Origin of the sequence: Campylobacter sp. CFSAN093224, assembly GCF_012897395.1 — a bacterium.
GTDB classification, from domain to species: Bacteria; Campylobacterota; Campylobacteria; order Campylobacterales; family Campylobacteraceae; genus Campylobacter_D; species Campylobacter_D jejuni.
On sequence record NZ_CP040607.1, the window covers coordinates 1,000,360 to 1,017,002 of the forward strand.

The following is a 16,643-nucleotide window of genomic DNA, read 5'->3' on the forward strand; positions in this document are numbered from 1 at the left end:
TTCTTTAAAAATTCTTAAGAATTTTATCAAAACCCCAAAGTTTTCTTGCTTCATCACTTTTTTTAGGCTCTATAATAAGCATTTCTTCTTCAGAACCTAATTTACTTTCTATCTCACCAAAAGCATTGATAAACAAAGTATCGCCGTAAAAATTCCACTCATCTTTTGTTTTGCCTATGCGATTTACTCTTAAAATGCTTGTAGAATTTAAAAAAGCTCTTGTTTTTAAAAGTTCTTCCCATCTTTGTTTGCTTTCAAAGGTACAAGCACTAGGAACGATAACCAAATCAATTTTTTTCGCCATAATCTGTTGCCAAAAAATATCAAAATGTGTCTCAAAACCAAAAAGCAAAGCACATTTTAATTTTTCATAATTAAAAGTAAAAATTTTTAATTCTGATGGAGTTTTGTTGCTGAAAAATTTTTCTTCATTCCAATGTTCATAAGGCATTAAAATTTGCTGTTCATAACTTTTAACACCATTTGGAGTAACTTTTAAGCAAAGTTTTTTATAACTTTTAGCTTCAACACTAACATAAGGAGCGATGATTTCTAATTCGTATTTTTTAGCAAGTTTAATCAAGCTTTCTTTTTTAGCTTCGCTTTGTTCTTTTATCATATTTTTTGGCATATGCAAAAGTTCTGTAAAAAAACTGTTGATCACATATTCTCCCAAAACTACTAAATTTGCTCCATTGTCTTTTGAAGCTTTAAGATAATAATCAAGCCTTGATTCACTTAAAGCTAAAGTTGGAAACTGTAAAGCTGCTATTTTACTCATCGATTTGCTCCACTTCTAATTTTGCTTTTTCAAGCTCAAGTCTTGCTTTTTTGATACTCTCTAAACCTTCTTTATAAATTTTTACACTTTCATCTAAGGCAAGCTCTTGATTATTTAATTTTTCCAAAGATTCATTAGCGTGTTTTAAATTTTCTTCAAAACTCATTGATGATTAACCTTGTAGTTTGGTGCTTCATGAGTGATAGTAACATCATGCACGTGACTTTCTTTAAGCCCTGCAGTGGTAATTTCAACAAATTCGGCTCTTTTTTGAAAATCTTCTATATCTTTAGCCCCAACATAACCCATAGAAGAACGCAAACCTCCTAAAAGTTGATGCACCACGCTTCTTATACTTCCCACATAAGGAACACGCCCTTCTATACCTTCAGGAACGAGTTTATCTTGAGCAGTACCTTGCTGAAAATATCTATCCGAACTTCCCTTTTGCATAGCCCCAAGTGAGCCCATACCACGATAAGACTTATATTGTCTTCCTTGATAAGTAAAAAGCTCTCCTGGACTTTCATCTGTTCCAGCTAAAAGCGATCCTATCATAACAGAACTCGCACCTACAGCTAAAGCTTTTGCGATATCACCTGAATATTTAATCCCGCCATCAGCTATCACAGGAACGCCAAATTTATTTGCTTCTTCCACGCACTCATCAATGGCCGAAATTTGAGGCACACCCACACCTGAAACAATACGCGTAGTACAAATACTTCCTGGCCCAATACCTACTTTAACCGCATCTACCCCTGCTTCGCAAAGTGCTTTTGCTGCAGCTGCAGTGGCGATATTTCCTGCGATAAGATCTAAATTTGGATATTTAGTTTTAATCGCTTTTATCGTATCAATAATACCCTTAGAATGTCCATGCGCAGAATCAAGCACAACAACATCAACGCCAGCTTCAACTAAAGCATCCACACGATCCATTTGCCCTACTCCTATAGCCGCACCCACGCGTAATCTTCCAAAATTATCTTTATTGGCATTAGGATATTCTTTGCGTTTTTTAAGATCTTTTATAGTGATAAGTCCTTCCAAGCGTCCTTGTTCATCAACTATAGGAAGTTTTTCTACTTTGTTGGTGCTGAAAATTTTTTCCGCATCATCTAAAGTACAACCCTTTGGAGCAGTGATTAAAGGCATTTTAGTCATAACATTTTCAACCAAATTTGAAAAATCACTCTCAAATCTTAAATCACGATTGGTAAGTATGCCTATTAGTTTCTTATCTTCATCTACTACAGGAACACCTGAAATTCTATACTCTGCCATAATTTCTAAAGCTTCCGCAACACTTGCCTTAGGACTTACAAAAATAGGATCGATAATCACCCCGCTTTCGCTTTTTTTCACTCTTTTTACTTCTCTAACCTGTGAGGCTATATCCATGTTTTTATGAATCACTCCAAGCCCTCCAAGTCTTGCCATCATAATAGCAGCCCTGTGTTCAGTAACTGTATCCATAGCCGCAGAGATTAAAGGCATATTTAAAGTGATATTTTTTGTTAATTTAGTGTGAATTTTTACTTCCTTAGGTAAAACTTCAGAATACCCAGGACGCAATAATACATCTTCAAAAGTTAAAGCTCTTTTTACAATTTTCATCTTTCATCCTTAATGTTTAATCATTTGTTCTAAACTTAAAGCCCCATCTAACAAGGTTTGTTCATCATAAGCTTTGCAAATCAGTTGTGCTGATATATTAAGCCCTTCTTTATCTTTTGCAACAGGCACACTAATGCCTCCAAGTCCTGCTAAATTTACAGAGATAGTATAAACATCTTCTAAATAAGTTTGCATAGGGCTTTTTTGAGTATCAAATTTAAAAGCCGTTGTAGGCGTTACAGGCATAAAAATAAGATCACAATCTTGCAAAATTTCTTCATATTTTGCCTTAATAAAAGCTCTAGCTTTTTGTGCTTTAATATAATACGCATCATAATATCCACTGCTTAAAACAAAAGTTCCTAACAAAATTCTTCTTTTTACTTCTTCTCCAAAACCTTCGCTGCGTGTATTTACATACATTTCTTTTAAATTTTGGATATTTTCAGAACGCTTGCCATAACGCACCCCATCATAACGACTTAAATTTGCACTTGCTTCAGCTGTTGCGATGATATAATACGCTGCGATATCAAACTTAGAATCAAGCAAATTTTTATATACAATCTCATGTCCATTAGCTTTTAACATATCTATGGTTTTTAAAAGTGCGTTTTTTACTTCACTATCTGCATCATTGACATAATTTTCAATCACTGCAATTTTTAATTTTTTATTTGCATTTAAATTTGGAGCGGTTTTGATAAACTCGATATTTGCACTCGTGCTATCCATTTTATCATATCCTGCGATCGCATCATATAAAATTGCCGCATCTTCTACATTTTGCGTTAAAACCCCAATTTGATCCAAACTTGAAGAATAAGAAGCTAAGCCATAGCGACTCACTCTTCCATAACTCGGTTTAAATCCTACGCAACCACAAAAAGCTGCAGGCTGACGTACAGATCCTCCTGTATCAGAACCCAAACTTGCCAAAGCCAAGCCACCCGCTACCACAGCAGCACTTCCACCACTTGAACCACCTGGCACACGCTCAAAATTTAAAGGATTTAAAGTTTTGCCATAATAAGAACTCGCTGTTGAACTTCCCATAGCAAATTCATCCATATTGCAACGCCCAAAAGGAGAAAAACCATTAGCTTTTAAATTAACAATCACACTTGCATCATAAGGAGCGATATAACCTTGTAAAATCTTACTCGCACTAGTAAGCTCCCAGCCCTTTACGCTGATATTATCTTTTATAGCTACAGGCACACCTTCACCTGAAACACTTAAGTCTTTATCTAAAAATTGTTCGATATAAGCACCTATTTTTTTTTCTTTTTTTGCTTTTTCATTGAGTTCTTTTTTTAAATTTTCAAGTTCTTCTTTGGAGTATTTTAAAGCTTCTTTTAAAGTTATCATTTATTTTCCTTTGTTTTTTTGATCAAAAATACTGCTAAAGCACTAAAAGCCAAAACCACCGCTATAGTTGTGATGATAATGCTATTTGGAATAGGATTTTCTAGCATTGAATCCCTTTTAAAACTTCTTCACATCTTAAACAAGGTGTTTCTTCATCTTTACTTTGAAGTTTCCAACATCTTGGGCATTTACAAAGTGAAGCTTTGGTGATTTTAAATTTCTCATTCTCTACTTCAAATTCAGCCAAAATTTCTTCATTTTCATTGCTGATTTGACTTACCATAAACCAATCGGCTAATTCCTCATTTGGGAATTTATTAAAACTGATGTTTAAATTTAATTCCAAAGTAGATTTAATGATTTTATCTTTTTTAAGTATATCAATCTGTTCAAAAAATTTCTCTCTAGCACTCATTAAAAATGTATCATCTATACCAAAATCATAATCAAAATCCTGAGTTAAACTTAGATCAAATACATCTTTTGCATCGCCTTTGATTAAAACATTAGCATGTTCTAAAGCCTCATCTACACTATAGCTTAAATTTGGAGCAAGTAAATTTAAAAGCTCTTTTGCTATCAAAGCCATAGCCACTTGAGCAGATTTTCTTCTTTGGGCATTTTCGCTATCACAATAAAGTCTATCTTTACTGATATCAAGATAAATCCCACTTAAATCCGCACTTAAGAAATTTAAAAGCAAACTAAAACCTTTAGCAAATTCATAAGCAAAAAATGCCTCTTTGCTTGCTTTAAAAACTTTAGTTGCACGGCTTAATATCCATTTATCAATAAAACTAAATTCTTTAACTTTTAAATCTTTTAAATCATTGGTATTGGCAAGTAAAAATCTTATAGTGTTTCTTATTTTGCGGTATTGTTCGCCTACTTGTTTTAAGATATTGTCTGAAATTTTTAAATCACTTGAATAATCACTTAAAAGTATCCAAAGTCTTAAAATTTCAACTCCATAGGTTTTTGCTACATATTCAGGAGCGATCACGTTGCCTTTAGATTTAGACATTTTTTGCCCTTTTTCATCGGTGGTAAAACCATGAGTTAAAATGCTTTCATAAGGTGCACTTTCATTGATCGCTGTACCTACAAGCAAAGAGCTTTGAAACCAACCCCGATGTTGATCGCTTCCTTCTAAATACATACTTGCTCTTTTTTCTCCTGCGTCATAAAGTCCGCTATTTAAAACCGCATTAAAAGTACTTCCACTATCAAACCAAACATCTAAAATATCATATACTTTTTCTAAATTTTCAGCGTTGTATTTTGAATTTGTAGGAATTAAATCTTTGATTTCAAACTCCCACCACGCATCAGCGCCGTGTTTTTCAAAAATAGCCGCTACAAAGTCAAAAAGCTCATCATCAAAAATGACTTCTTTAGTGTTTTTATCTCTAAAAAAGGCTATAGGCGTTCCCCAGTCCCTTTGTCTTGAAATACACCAATCTGGGCGATTTTCCACCATAGAACCTATTCTTTTTACCCCACTTTGCGGATAAAAAGTTGTTTTTAAAAGTTGTTCTTTTGCACACTCTCTTAAAGTTTTTCCTTGAAGTTTTGGTTCATCCATTAAAATAAACCATTGTTTAGTAGCTCTATAAATCACAGGCTTATGCGTTCTCCAACAAAATGGATAAGAGTGTATAAATTTAGAAGAATGTAAAAGTTTTTCGCCTAAAAGTTCTAAAATTTTTTCATTGGCCTTAAAAATATGAAGACCTATAAACTCTTCAAGCAAATGAGAAGGCAAAAGCCTTTTAGCTCTTAAAGTTTCATCATAACATCCGCTATCATCAACAGGCATTAAAACCTCAATGCCATATTTCAAACAAGCATAATAATCATCTTCGCCATGTCCTGGTGCAGTATGTACAAGTCCACTTCCACCATCCATCAATACATGCTCGCCCATAATTAAAACAGATTTTCTTCCATTTAAAGGATTGATAGCTTCAAGTTTTTCAAATTCTTTTGCGTTTAGTTCTTTTTGAATTTCTCCACTTGTAAGTCCTTTTTCTACCATACTTTTAAGTAAAGCACTTGCAAAAATCAAACCCTCTTTGGTGATCACATAATTTTCATTAGGATTTAAAGCTATAGCTTGATTAGCCACCAAAGTCCAAGGCGTAGTTGTCCATATCACTGCGCTTGCTTTTGAAACGCCTAATTTTTCGCAAGCTTTTACATCTAAATCAAAAGCCACAAAGATAGAATAATCTTCTTTATCTTGATACTCTACTTCAGCTTCCGCTAAAGCTGACTTTGCCGCCCAACTCCAAAAAACAGGTTTAGAACGCTCACAAAGTAAGCCTTTTTTAGCAATCTCGCATAAAGTTCTATAAATCGCTGCTTCAAACTCAAATTTCATAGTCAAATAAGGCTTATCCCAATCCGCAATAATGCCTAAATTTTTAAATTCTTCTCTTTGGATATCTACAAATTCACTCGCATGTTGTCTGCAAAACTCACGAATTTCTTTCTTGCTTAAGCTTTTTTTCTTTTCTCCAAGCTTTACTTCTACTTGTTGTTCTATAGGTAAACCATGACAATCCCACCCTGGAGTAAAACGCACACTCTCACCTTTAAAATAATGCGTTTTGATAATAGTTTCTTTTAAAATTTTATTTAAAGCATGTCCTATATGGATATGTCCGTTAGCATAAGGGGGGCCATCGTGTAAGGTAAAACTTTTTTTCGCATTTTTGCGATTTTCTTTCATTTTTTCATAAGCATAATTTTGCTCAAACCATTTTTTAAATCTTTGCGGTTCAAGTTCCGCTAAATTCGCCCGCATAGCAAAACTAGTACTGGGCAAAAGTAGAGTTTCTTTGTAGTCCATTTTTTCCACCTAATTTTTAATAATCTTAAATTCTACTCAAATTAGCTTTAATTTCTACTTTGTTTTTAGCTATAATTATAAGAAAAAAAGGAAAATTTATGAAACATTTGCTTTATCTTATAGGAGATGAGCTTACTATAAACGAAAAATTCAAAAATTATATTTATAGAACTTATGAAGAAAAATTTAAAGAAATTAACGAAATTCGCATACAAAATAAAACCGATAAAGATTTACCCTTTTTGCTTGAAAATCTCTTAAATCAGTATGATTTTATCACTTTATTTACAAGCCCTTTGCATTATGCGACTGTTGCTAAAATTTTAGCAACTTTAAATGATGATAATCTTATCTTAAAAGATGATACCTTGGTTCCAGATAAAGCAGAATTTAGTAAAAATAGCTTTGTGTGTAATTTTTCAAATTCAAAAATCAATGTCGTTAAAATAAATCCAAGCGAAAAATTACCCAATCTTCTTGGGCATATAAAATTAAATTTTGCATATTTTTGCATTTTTGGCATGGATGATGAAAGCGCTATATTACTACTGCAAACCCTAACAAAATCTTATGAGATAAGTATAAAATCAACCAAGCTTTTAGATAATCTTGTGCTTATTAAGGCCACTTGCGCTAATTTTGGAAAACTTGATGGTTTTTTAAATAGCGTAAAAAATCTTTTTGGACAAAAGGTGTTTTTAGGTAAAGATCCTATACATTTTATAAGCTCTAAACTTTTAGAAAAAAAATTAAAAATTTCTTTTGCTGAAAGTTGCACAGGTGGACTTTGTACAAGTACCTTAACCAAAATTTCAGGTGTAAGTGAAATTTTTGAAGGTTCTATTGTAAGTTATTCCAACCGCATCAAACACGAATGGCTTGGAATTAGCGAAAGCGTCTTAGAAAATAATGGCGAATACAGTGAACGTTGTGTTTATTTTATGCTAAAAGGTATTTTTAAAACAGCTAATCCTGATTTTGCCTTAGCTATTAGCGGAGTAGTTGGCGAAAAAGATGAGGGAAAAATAAAATCAGGCACTATTTATATAGGTGCAATGTTTAGAGATGGAACTTTTATCCAAGAAACGCTTTATTTAGATGGAGATCGTGAATTTATGCAAGAACAAGCTGTTTTGGCAACTTTTTGCTTACTTCTAAAATTAAAACCTGAAATTTTTGAAATTTAAGGGATTTAAAAATGAAAGAAATTAAGCTAAAAGAAGACTTGGAAAAAATTTATCCCTTGATAAAACAATTAAGAAATAACCTATCTTTGAAAGATTTTTTAGACAAAATCCAACTTGCTACACAAACTCAACATTATAAACTTTTTGCCTATGAAAATGAGGGAAGCTACAAAGCAGCTTGTGGAGTCATGCCCTTTAATATACTTTATCATAATCATTGTCTTTATATTTGTGATTTTGTCGTAGATGAAACTTTAAGAGGAAAGGGTATAGGTCAAGCTTTTTTGAAAAAAATCCAAATTTGGGCAAAAGATCGAGGATATGAAGAATTAGAACTAAGTTCAAGTTTTTTTAGAACACAAGCTCATGAATTTTATATCCAAAAAATGGGTTTTGAAAAATCCGGTTTTGTTTTTAAGAAAAATATCAAACTATAATATTTTTTGATTAAGCTTTGCATTTTATAATTAATATTATTATTTTTGATTTTAAGGAATAAAATGAATTTTAAAGAACTAATTTCAAAACGCAGAGCTTGTAAACTTTTTAATGATAAAAAAATCAATGAAAAGGATTTGCATTTTATCTTAGAAAGCGGAGTCTTAGCCCCAAGCTCACATGGATTTGAGCCTTGGAAATTTGTAGTATTAGAACAAAAAGAACATAATCTTAAGCTCTCAACTCTATGTTACAATCAACAAAATGTAGCAAGTGCGAGTCATAATATTATTTTTCTAGCAAGAAAAGATCTTCAAAGCAAAGATGAATTTGCACAAAAACAAGTGCGTCGTTTCTCAGGTTCTAGCGAAAGAAAATTTTCAAAAAATTTTAGAAATTTATACTCATAAAACCAATGCAATGAATGATAATGAACTCTATCATTATGCACAACTTCAATGCTATCTTGCTATGATGCAAATGTCACTAGCTGCAATGAGCTTAGGTATTGATTCTTGTATGATAGGTGGCTTTGAAAAAGCTAAGGTTGATGATTTTCTTAATTTAACTTATCCTTTTGAAACTGCTGTAATTTTATCCTTAGGATATAAAGCCCATGAACCAAAATATTCTACTCAACGCTTAAATTTTAATGAAGTCGTCGAATTTTACAAGGAAAAATAATGAAAAAAGAACTTGAAATTTTTAGTACAAGATATTCTTGTAGAAATTTTAAAAATGAAAAACTCAAAAAAGAGGATTTAAATTCTATTTTAGAAATAGCAAGATTAAGCCCAAGCTCCTTAGGACTGGAACCTTGGAAATTTATAGTAGTGCAAGATGAGAAAAGAAAAGAAGAACTTTCTAAAATTTGCAACCAGCAAAAACATGTAAAAGATTGCGCTGCGTTAATTATCATCATTTCAAGACTTGATTTTTTGGATTATTTTGAAGAAAAACTTAGAAAAAGAGATATGAGTGAAACAGAAATGCAAAAACGCTTAGATGCTTATATGCCTTTTTTAAAATCTCTAAATCAAGAAGAAAAAATATCTTATGCAAGAGAACAAGCTCATATAGCTCTAGCTAGCATACTTTACAGTGCTAATGCTTTAAATATAGCAAGCTGCACTATAGGTGGTTTTGATAAACAAAAGCTTAATTCTTATTTATCACTTGATATTCAAAAAGAAAGATCAAGTTTGGTGGTGGCTTTAGGATATTGCAACGATGAAAAAAATCCTCAAAAAAATCGTTTTAGTTTTGATGAAGTTGTAAAATTTATTTAAATTTTGCTTTTAAGCAAAATTTAAATAAAAATAAACTGATTCTTTTTTGTATTTTTACTAAGTCTTTGCTTAAATTTTATACAATTTTGATTATAATTTTACATTTAATTTCACAAGGCTTGTTATGAATTTACCCAATATCTTGGCGATTTTTAGAATGGTTTTAGCGCCTTTGCTATTTTTTTTATTAATTCATCATTTTGAAAATATTCATCAAAGTTGGATTAACTATTTTGCTGCTTTAACTTTTTCATTAGCAGCTTTAAGTGATTTTTTTGATGGATACATCGCAAGAACTTGGAAACAAACTACAAAACTGGGTGGAATCTTAGATCCATTAGCCGATAAAATGCTTGTTTTAGCAGCTTTTTTAGGGCTTTTACTTACAGGAAAAGCTAATGAATGGGTAATTTATATTATATTAGTAAGGGAATTTTTTATCACAGGTTTTAGAGTTGTAATGATTAGCGAAAATTTAAATGTCAATGCTTCTTTTGCAGGCAAACTTAAAACCGCTTTTCAAATGACTGCGATAGGATTTTTAATCATGGAGTGGATAGGCGGTGAAATTCTACTTTACATAGCTTTGATTTTAACTCTTTATTCTGGATTTGAATACATCTATACTTATATAAAAGCTCAAAAAAAAGGAGAAAAATGAGATCTTTATTATTTTTAATTGTTATTTTGATTTTGGGAATTAAATTTTATTCTATTGAATTTTTAGCAACTGTTTTAGTCATCTCATTTTTAATTTTCTTTCACGAATTAGGACATTTTTTGGCTGCAAGATCTTTGGGTGTAAAAGTTGAAGTTTTTAGTATAGGATTTGGAAAAAGTCTTATAGAGCGTGAATTTAAAGGCACAAACTATCGCTTAAGCACTTTACCACTTGGAGGATATGTTAAACTTAAAGGACAAGATGATATGCGTCCTGGTTTTGAAAATCTAGACAAAGATAGCTATAGCATTTTAAGTCCTTTAAAAAAGATTTATATTCTTTTTGCTGGACCATTTTTTAATCTAATTTTAGCTTTTTTTCTTTATATTATCATAGGAAATTTAGGTCTAAACAAACTTGCTCCGCAAATAGGAAACATAGCGCCAAACTCTGCTGCACAAGAAATAGGACTTCAAAAAAATGATACTATCTTAGAAATTAACGGTATAAGAATTCAAACCTTTGATGAAATTTCAAAGCATTTAAGTTTAGATCCTTTGAAAATATTAATCAATAGAGAAGGAAAAAATTTAGAATTTATTTTAACTCCAAAAATAGGACAAGGATACAATGACTTTGGACAAATCGTTGAAAAACCTCAACTTGGAGTCAGTCCAAATGGGACAAGCACTCTTGTAAAACACCAAGGTTTAGAAAGTTTTAAATATGCCGCACAAGAAAGTTTTCAAGCTTCTACACTCATCATCAAGGGTATTGTAAAACTCATAAGTGGTGAAGTTGAAGCAAAAAATTTAGGCGGTATTATCACCATGACTGAAATTACCTCAAAGGCTGCACAAAATAGCTTTACTTTGCTTTTATTTATCACTGCTTTAATTTCTATAAATTTAGGCATTTTAAATCTTTTACCTATTCCTATGCTTGATGGAGGACATATACTTTTTAATCTTTATGAAATGATTTTTAGACGCAAAGTTCCACAGCGTACTTTTGAATATTTAAGCTATACAGGCATGGCAATACTTTTAAGTTTAATGCTCTTTGCAACTTATAATGATATATCAAGGATTATAGGTGAATAAAAAATTTTCCTACCCTATTCCAAATTTTACTGATAGAAGAAAAAGTATAATCTTTTGGCGCTATTTGCGTTTTCAAGCAAGAAAAATTTTATATTTTCCTCAAGTAAGACTTCTAGAAAAAACGCTTAATAAAGAAAAAAATAAACATTTAAAAGACTTTTTCTCTCAAAGACCCTATGCTTGTTACAATGCTACAAGAAGATTTTGCGATAAAAGTTTTAAAGCAAATGAACGTGTTAAAACACTTATTTATGATGTTGATAAGGGACTCGCTTGTTTTAAATTTCTTCCCGAGGAACAAATAATTTTTTCTTTTGATGAAGATTTTGAGCTTTTTTTAGGATATAACTATAATGTTTGCGAAGAAGGTTTTTGGGCTTTTTCTTTAAAATTTAAAAAATACACAATCTTACAATGTAATTTTTGCTTTACTTTAGAAAACAATCTTCTACTTTCTTGTATACAAGGACATAAATACAAAGATTTTAATATTTTAGAAATTAATAAAATTTTAACTAAAAAATGTCATGGTTTGCGCCCTGTTGCTTTACTTATAGAATGCTCTAAGATGCTTTGTGAAATTTTAAAACTTCAAGCTACTTTAGGTGTACATGAAAAAAATCAAATCCGTTCTCAAAAAGGAAAAGAAAAAGGCTATTTTGTAGATTATCAAAAAATTTGGCTAGAAAATGGTGGAGAATTAATAAAAATCAATAAACACAAATACTATAAACTCCACCACTCTCAAAAAAACCTAGAAGAAATCCCTTCGCAAAAACGCTCCATGTATAAAAAACGTTTTGCTATGCTTGAAGAAATCAAAACAAATTTAGATAAAACCTTAAGTATTCAAGACTAATTAAGTATATTTTGATATAATCTAGTCTTGCTTTATGCAAAATCCTTGCTCATAAAAATGGGCTTTAATATCCATAAGGAGAAAAGATGAAACATTATGAGGTTTTATTTATCTTAAAACCAACACTTACTGAAGAGGAAGTGAATGCGAAGTTGGAATTCGTTAAAGAAGTCCTAACCAAAAATAGTGCAGAAATTGAAACTGTTGTTCCAATGGGTACTAGAAAATTAGCGTATAAAATCAAAAAATACGAAAGAGGAACTTATTTTGTGATTTATTTCAAAGCTCCTACAAACTTGATCGCTGAGCTTGAAAGGGTGTTAAGAATCACTGAAGAAGTAATAAGATTTTTAATCGTAAAATATGAAAATAAAAAAGAAATTGCAGCTTGGGAAAAACTAAGCCACGGGATTAAGCAATCTAAAAAAGAAATTAAACCTTTAGATGCTCCTGAAATTCAGTAAGGAAAAAGATGTTTAACAAAGTTGTTTTGGTTGGAAATCTTACACGTGATATAGAAATGCGTTATGCACAAAGCGGTAGTGCTATTGGAGCTTCCGCTATAGCAGTAACAAGAAGATTTACCGCAAATGGAGAAAAAAGAGAAGAAACTTGCTTTATTGATATAAGCTTTTATGGTCGCACCGCAGAAGTTGCAAACCAATACCTTACAAAAGGTTCAAAAGTACTCATAGAAGGACGTTTGAGATTTGAACAATGGAGTGATCAAAATGGACAAAATCGCTCTAAACATAGCATTCAAGTTGAAAATATGGAAATGCTTGGCAATTCCAATGCTCCACAACAAGGCGGAAATTTTGGCAATAATAGCTTTTCAAACAACAATTATAGTGGAAACTATGAAAATCAAAGCTATGATCCTTATATGAGTGAAAATCAAAATTTTAATAAAGCAAAAGCAAACCCTGCTCCACAGAGAAACCAAAGCCCACAACACGAAGAAAAATTAAAAGAAATTGATATCGATGCTTATGATAGCGATGATACTAATTTACCATTTTAAAGGATAAACTATGGCAGAAAAAAGAAAATACTCTCGCAAATATTGCAAATACACTGAAGCAAAAGTTGAATTTATTGATTATAAAGATACAGCAATGTTAAAACATGCTTTATCTGAAAGATTTAAAATCATGCCACGCCGTTTAACAGGCACAAGCAAAAAATACCAAGAAATGGTAGAAGTTGCAATCAAACGTGCAAGACATGTAGCTCTTATCCCTTATATAGTGGATAGAAAAGAAGTAATCAATAATCCTTTTGAAGGACTATAATCTTTTAAAGCAAACTTGTAAAAAGTTTGCTTTCTTATACATTTATTCTCAAAATAAAATTAAACCAAAGTATATTCTAAAACATCACTGAAAGTATCAACAGCAATGATTTCCATATTGTCTCTAACCTCACTAGGAATATCTTTTAAATCTCTTTCGTAATTTTTTCTTGGAATTAAAGCTGTTTTTATATCTGCTTTATAAGCTGCAATTAATTTTTCTTTTAATCCGCCTATTGGTAAAACTTTTCCTTTTAAATCTATTTCACCCGTCATTGCAACATCTGCTTTAACCTTTTTATCACTAAAAATAGAAGCAATAGCTGTGCTTATCGTAATACCTGCACTTGGGCCATCTTTTGGAGTAGCTCCATCTGGCACATGTATATGAATATTATAACTATCATAAACATTAACTTTAGGATCAATAATTATTTTTTTAGGTATTTTTATTTTTCCTTCATCGATTAAAACTTTTATCATGCTAAAAGCAATTCTAGCTGATTCTTTCATTACATCACCCAAACTTCCTGTGAGCGTTAATTCTCCTTTACCTTTAATTTTTACAGCCTCTACTTTTAAAACATCTCCACCTACGCTTGTCCAAGCCAAACCATTGACCTGACCTACTTGATTTTCTCCATTATTTTTTTCTATTTCAAAAACTTTTTTATCTAAAAATTCATTCAAATTTTTTGTATTAATAATGACTTTTTTAATATTTTCTAAAAGTAGTTTTTTAGCACTCTTACGACACAACTCTGCCACTTTGCGACGCAAATTTCTAACTCCTGATTCACGAGTATAATCGCTAATGATTAGCTCTATAGTTTCATCATCAATAAATAATTCATTGGATTTTAAGCCATGTTTTTTAAGCTCATCTGGAATTAAATATTTTTTCATTATATGAAATTTTTCACTTGGAGTATAAGAGCTAAGTTCTATAAATTCCATTCTATCTCTTAAAGGTGCAGGAATATTGCTAATATCATTTGCCGTTGCTATAAAAATGACTTTACTTAAATCAATATTAAAATTTAAATAATAATCCCTAAATTTAGAATTTTGCTCTGGATCTAAAATTTCTAAAAGCACCGCACTTGGATCGCCTCTAAAACTGCGATTTAATTTATCAATTTCATCCAATACAATTACAGGATTAATTTGTTTTGCCTCTATGAGTCCTTGAGTAATACGTCCAGGCATAGCGCCTATATAAGTTCTACGATGACCACGTAGCTCATTAACATCTTCAAGTCCACCTAAAGCTATACGAATAAGCTCTCTTTTTAAAGCTTTTGAAACAGAATTTGCCAGTGAAGTTTTACCCACGCCAGGAGGCCCATAAAGACAAAGTATAACTTTAGCACCATCTTTTTCTGCTATTTTTCTTTTTTCTAAAAGTTCCCTAACTGCAAAATATTCTTCTATGCGTTCTTTTGGTTTATTTAATGCATAATGATCATGGTTGAGCTGTTTTGAAACTTCCTTAATATCAAGTTTTTTCTTAGAAATTTTTTCAAAAGGAACATCTAATGCTGTTTCTATGTAAGTTTGAATCATCGATGCTTCGGAATTATCTTGATGAATGCGTTCGAATTTTTCAATTTGTTTTTTGATTTCTTTATAAGCGTCTTCGTGCATAAATTTCTTCTTTAACTCCAGACGCTTTTGATACTCTCTAACCTCATCTTCTTTTTGCGTATCAGAACCAAGCTCTTTTTGAATTTGTCTTAATTGTTCTTTTAAAAAATATTCTTTATTTACCTTATCAATACGAGAATGTACTTTATTTTTAATTTCTTTTTGAATTTTATTAGCTTCTATTTCTTGAGCAATTAAATCTATTAATTTTACTAATTTTTGCTCAAGATCTGTTAAAACAAAAAACTCATAAGCAACTTGTTTTTTAATACGCACAGTATTTAAAATCAAATCGCAAATCCTAGATGCATCAAAACCTTCTTCAATTGTTCTTAAAAGATCCGGAGAAAAATAATGACTAATATTTGCCAAATTTTTTACCTTCTCTTTTAAAACTTCAAGAAGCGCTTCTTTTTTAGTTCCTTCTAAAAAGTCTTCTTTTATAAGTTCTATCTTGGCTTCTAAAGGTTTATTAGAAATTTGCTCTATAATTTTACCCTTAGCATATCCTTGAAAAAGTATTTTCACCCTTCCATCAGGTAAAGGAACTTTTCGCATGATAGTCCCAATCACTCCGCAATTATAAATTTCATCAAAATTTCTTCCATTTTCCAACTTTGAAGGTGCAACAAAAAGCATGCTATCATTTTTAATCGCAAGATCTAAAGCTTTCATATTGGATGAATCGTTAATAAAAATAGGAGTTATCATAAAAGGATATAAAAATAATTCATCTTCAACCAATACTGGTAAATTTGCTGGATAATTTTGTATCTCTTCAATCTGCATTTATTTTCCTTGTTTATTAAAATCTTTCAAATATACTTCTATACCAAGGAAGCTCAGGTTTGATAATACTTTGCTGATAAAATTCACTTTCTTGAAGTCTTTGTTTATAAATTTGTGCACTTTCATCATGCCCTATGCGCTGGTATAGATTTTCTATAGTACTATTAAGATAAAAAACCGCTAAATTAAATTTTGTAAGCATTGTTTGAACCAAAGGTTCATATTCTGTATAAGGATAATCTTTCAAAAAAGTATCTATTTCTTTTTGGCTTTCAAGCATTAAAGCCTGATTACGATTTGGCACTGCAAATGCATCAAATTTTGCCTTAATTTTAAGATAACGAATATAATCAGCATTGCGTGAATTTCCAAATTTTTTATTATATTCATCTAAATAAAATTCAGCTAACTTATATTCCTCTTCATCCATATGAGCTTGTGCTAAAATAATTAAAGTAGTTTCCAATAAAGGATCGGCAACATGCTCACTTGCCATACCATTATAATGATCATCAGCTTTTTCCAAATCCTTGTCCTGCAAATCTTTAATAATTTGCTTATACCACTCACTAGCACTAAGATTGTATAAACCTTCATCATTTTTCGTACTACACGCACTAAAAAAAACACTTAAAAAAACCAATAAAAAAATACCTTTTTTCATACTTCACCTTGATTTATATTCTCAAAAATATATATTTTAACGATTTTATAATTATGTTCTTCTAAAATTATAATAAAATTAATTAA

Annotated in this window: 17 protein-coding genes and 1 pseudogene; 10 read left to right on the top strand and 8 right to left on the bottom strand. The window is 31.0% G+C overall.

The features are described from left to right. Positions 1-4: 4 nt before the first annotated feature. The 6 genes from FBF11_RS05165 to ileS are packed head-to-tail and all read right to left on the bottom strand — an operon-like array spanning position 5 to position 6,626. Entirely contained in the window at positions 5-781 is a 777-nt protein-coding gene (locus tag FBF11_RS05165; RefSeq protein WP_002853489.1) for a carbon-nitrogen hydrolase family protein, read from the bottom strand. Further along, the gene (xseB, locus tag FBF11_RS05170) at positions 774-947 is read right to left on the bottom strand and encodes an exodeoxyribonuclease VII small subunit (protein WP_002853034.1); all 174 of its coding nucleotides are present in this window, start codon (positions 945-947) and stop codon (positions 774-776) included. Before xseB ends, FBF11_RS05165 begins: the two co-directional genes overlap by 8 nt. Further along, positions 944-2,401, bottom strand: coding sequence for an IMP dehydrogenase (guaB, locus tag FBF11_RS05175; RefSeq protein WP_002871783.1), 1,458 nt, complete (start codon positions 2,399-2,401; stop codon positions 944-946). The genes xseB and guaB overlap by 4 nt, the downstream gene beginning before the upstream one ends. A 9-nt stretch (positions 2,402-2,410) precedes the next feature. Continuing rightward, positions 2,411-3,772, bottom strand: a complete 1,362-nt coding sequence (gene gatA, locus FBF11_RS05180) for an Asp-tRNA(Asn)/Glu-tRNA(Gln) amidotransferase subunit GatA (RefSeq protein ID WP_052790002.1) — start codon at positions 3,770-3,772, stop codon at positions 2,411-2,413. Continuing rightward, positions 3,769-3,879, bottom strand: a complete 111-nt coding sequence (locus FBF11_RS05185) for a membrane protein (protein WP_002869114.1) — start codon at positions 3,877-3,879, stop codon at positions 3,769-3,771. The genes gatA and FBF11_RS05185 overlap by 4 nt, the downstream gene beginning before the upstream one ends. After that, positions 3,873-6,626 (bottom strand): isoleucine--tRNA ligase, encoded by a 2,754-nt coding sequence (ileS, locus tag FBF11_RS05190; protein WP_057096896.1) that lies wholly within the window; start codon positions 6,624-6,626, stop codon positions 3,873-3,875. The genes FBF11_RS05185 and ileS overlap by 7 nt, the downstream gene beginning before the upstream one ends. Positions 6,627-6,724: 98 nt before the next feature. Here ileS and FBF11_RS05195 point away from each other — a divergent pair, with 98 nt between their 5' ends. The 10 genes and pseudogenes from FBF11_RS05195 to rpsR all read left to right on the top strand — a co-directional run bounded on the left by FBF11_RS05195 (position 6,725) and on the right by rpsR (position 13,458). After that, positions 6,725-7,813: a CinA family protein gene (locus tag FBF11_RS05195; RefSeq protein ID WP_057096895.1), complete on the top strand. Its 1,089-nt coding sequence runs from the start codon at positions 6,725-6,727 to the stop codon at positions 7,811-7,813. An 11-nt stretch (positions 7,814-7,824) separates the two neighbouring features. Further along, positions 7,825-8,250: a GNAT family N-acetyltransferase gene (locus FBF11_RS05200; protein WP_057096894.1), complete on the top strand. Its 426-nt coding sequence runs from the start codon at positions 7,825-7,827 to the stop codon at positions 8,248-8,250. Positions 8,251-8,313: 63 nt separating this feature from the next. After that, positions 8,314-8,935 (top strand): annotated as a pseudogene (locus FBF11_RS05205) (NAD(P)H-dependent oxidoreductase). Next, complete coding sequence (locus FBF11_RS05210) at positions 8,935-9,540, top strand: NAD(P)H-dependent oxidoreductase (protein ID WP_057096892.1); 606 nt, start codon at positions 8,935-8,937, stop codon at positions 9,538-9,540. Before FBF11_RS05205 ends, FBF11_RS05210 begins: the two are co-directional and overlap by 1 nt. A 124-nt stretch (positions 9,541-9,664) precedes the next feature. Continuing rightward, complete coding sequence (gene pgsA / locus FBF11_RS05215) at positions 9,665-10,201, top strand: CDP-diacylglycerol--glycerol-3-phosphate 3-phosphatidyltransferase (RefSeq protein WP_002853053.1); 537 nt, start codon at positions 9,665-9,667, stop codon at positions 10,199-10,201. Next, positions 10,198-11,304: an RIP metalloprotease RseP gene (gene rseP / locus FBF11_RS05220; protein WP_002852927.1), complete on the top strand. Its 1,107-nt coding sequence runs from the start codon at positions 10,198-10,200 to the stop codon at positions 11,302-11,304. The genes pgsA and rseP overlap by 4 nt, the downstream gene beginning before the upstream one ends. Then, on the top strand, positions 11,297-12,163 hold the full coding sequence (locus tag FBF11_RS05225) for a VirK family antimicrobial peptide resistance protein (protein WP_002868637.1): 867 nt from the start codon (positions 11,297-11,299) through the stop codon (positions 12,161-12,163). Before rseP ends, FBF11_RS05225 begins: the two co-directional genes overlap by 8 nt. A gap of 86 nt (positions 12,164-12,249) precedes the next feature. Continuing rightward, positions 12,250-12,627: a 30S ribosomal protein S6 gene (gene rpsF / locus FBF11_RS05230; RefSeq protein WP_002853062.1), complete on the top strand. Its 378-nt coding sequence runs from the start codon at positions 12,250-12,252 to the stop codon at positions 12,625-12,627. Positions 12,628-12,635: 8 nt separating this feature from the next. Then, a complete protein-coding gene (locus FBF11_RS05235; RefSeq protein ID WP_002865738.1) occupies positions 12,636-13,187 on the top strand; it encodes a single-stranded DNA-binding protein in 552 nt (183 codons plus the stop codon). Positions 13,188-13,197: 10 nt separating this feature from the next. Beyond that, positions 13,198-13,458, top strand: coding sequence for a 30S ribosomal protein S18 (gene rpsR / locus FBF11_RS05240; protein WP_002853032.1), 261 nt, complete (start codon positions 13,198-13,200; stop codon positions 13,456-13,458). Between the two features lie 59 nt (positions 13,459-13,517). Here rpsR and lon read toward each other — a convergent pair whose 3' ends face one another. Together lon and FBF11_RS05250 are read right to left on the bottom strand one after the other, a co-directional pair. After that, a complete protein-coding gene (gene lon, locus FBF11_RS05245) occupies positions 13,518-15,893 on the bottom strand; it encodes an endopeptidase La (protein WP_002853487.1) in 2,376 nt (791 codons plus the stop codon). Positions 15,894-15,909: 16 nt separating this feature from the next. Next, positions 15,910-16,557 (bottom strand): outer membrane protein assembly factor BamD, encoded by a 648-nt coding sequence (locus tag FBF11_RS05250; protein ID WP_002852961.1) that lies wholly within the window; start codon positions 16,555-16,557, stop codon positions 15,910-15,912. Positions 16,558-16,643 lie beyond the last annotated feature (86 nt).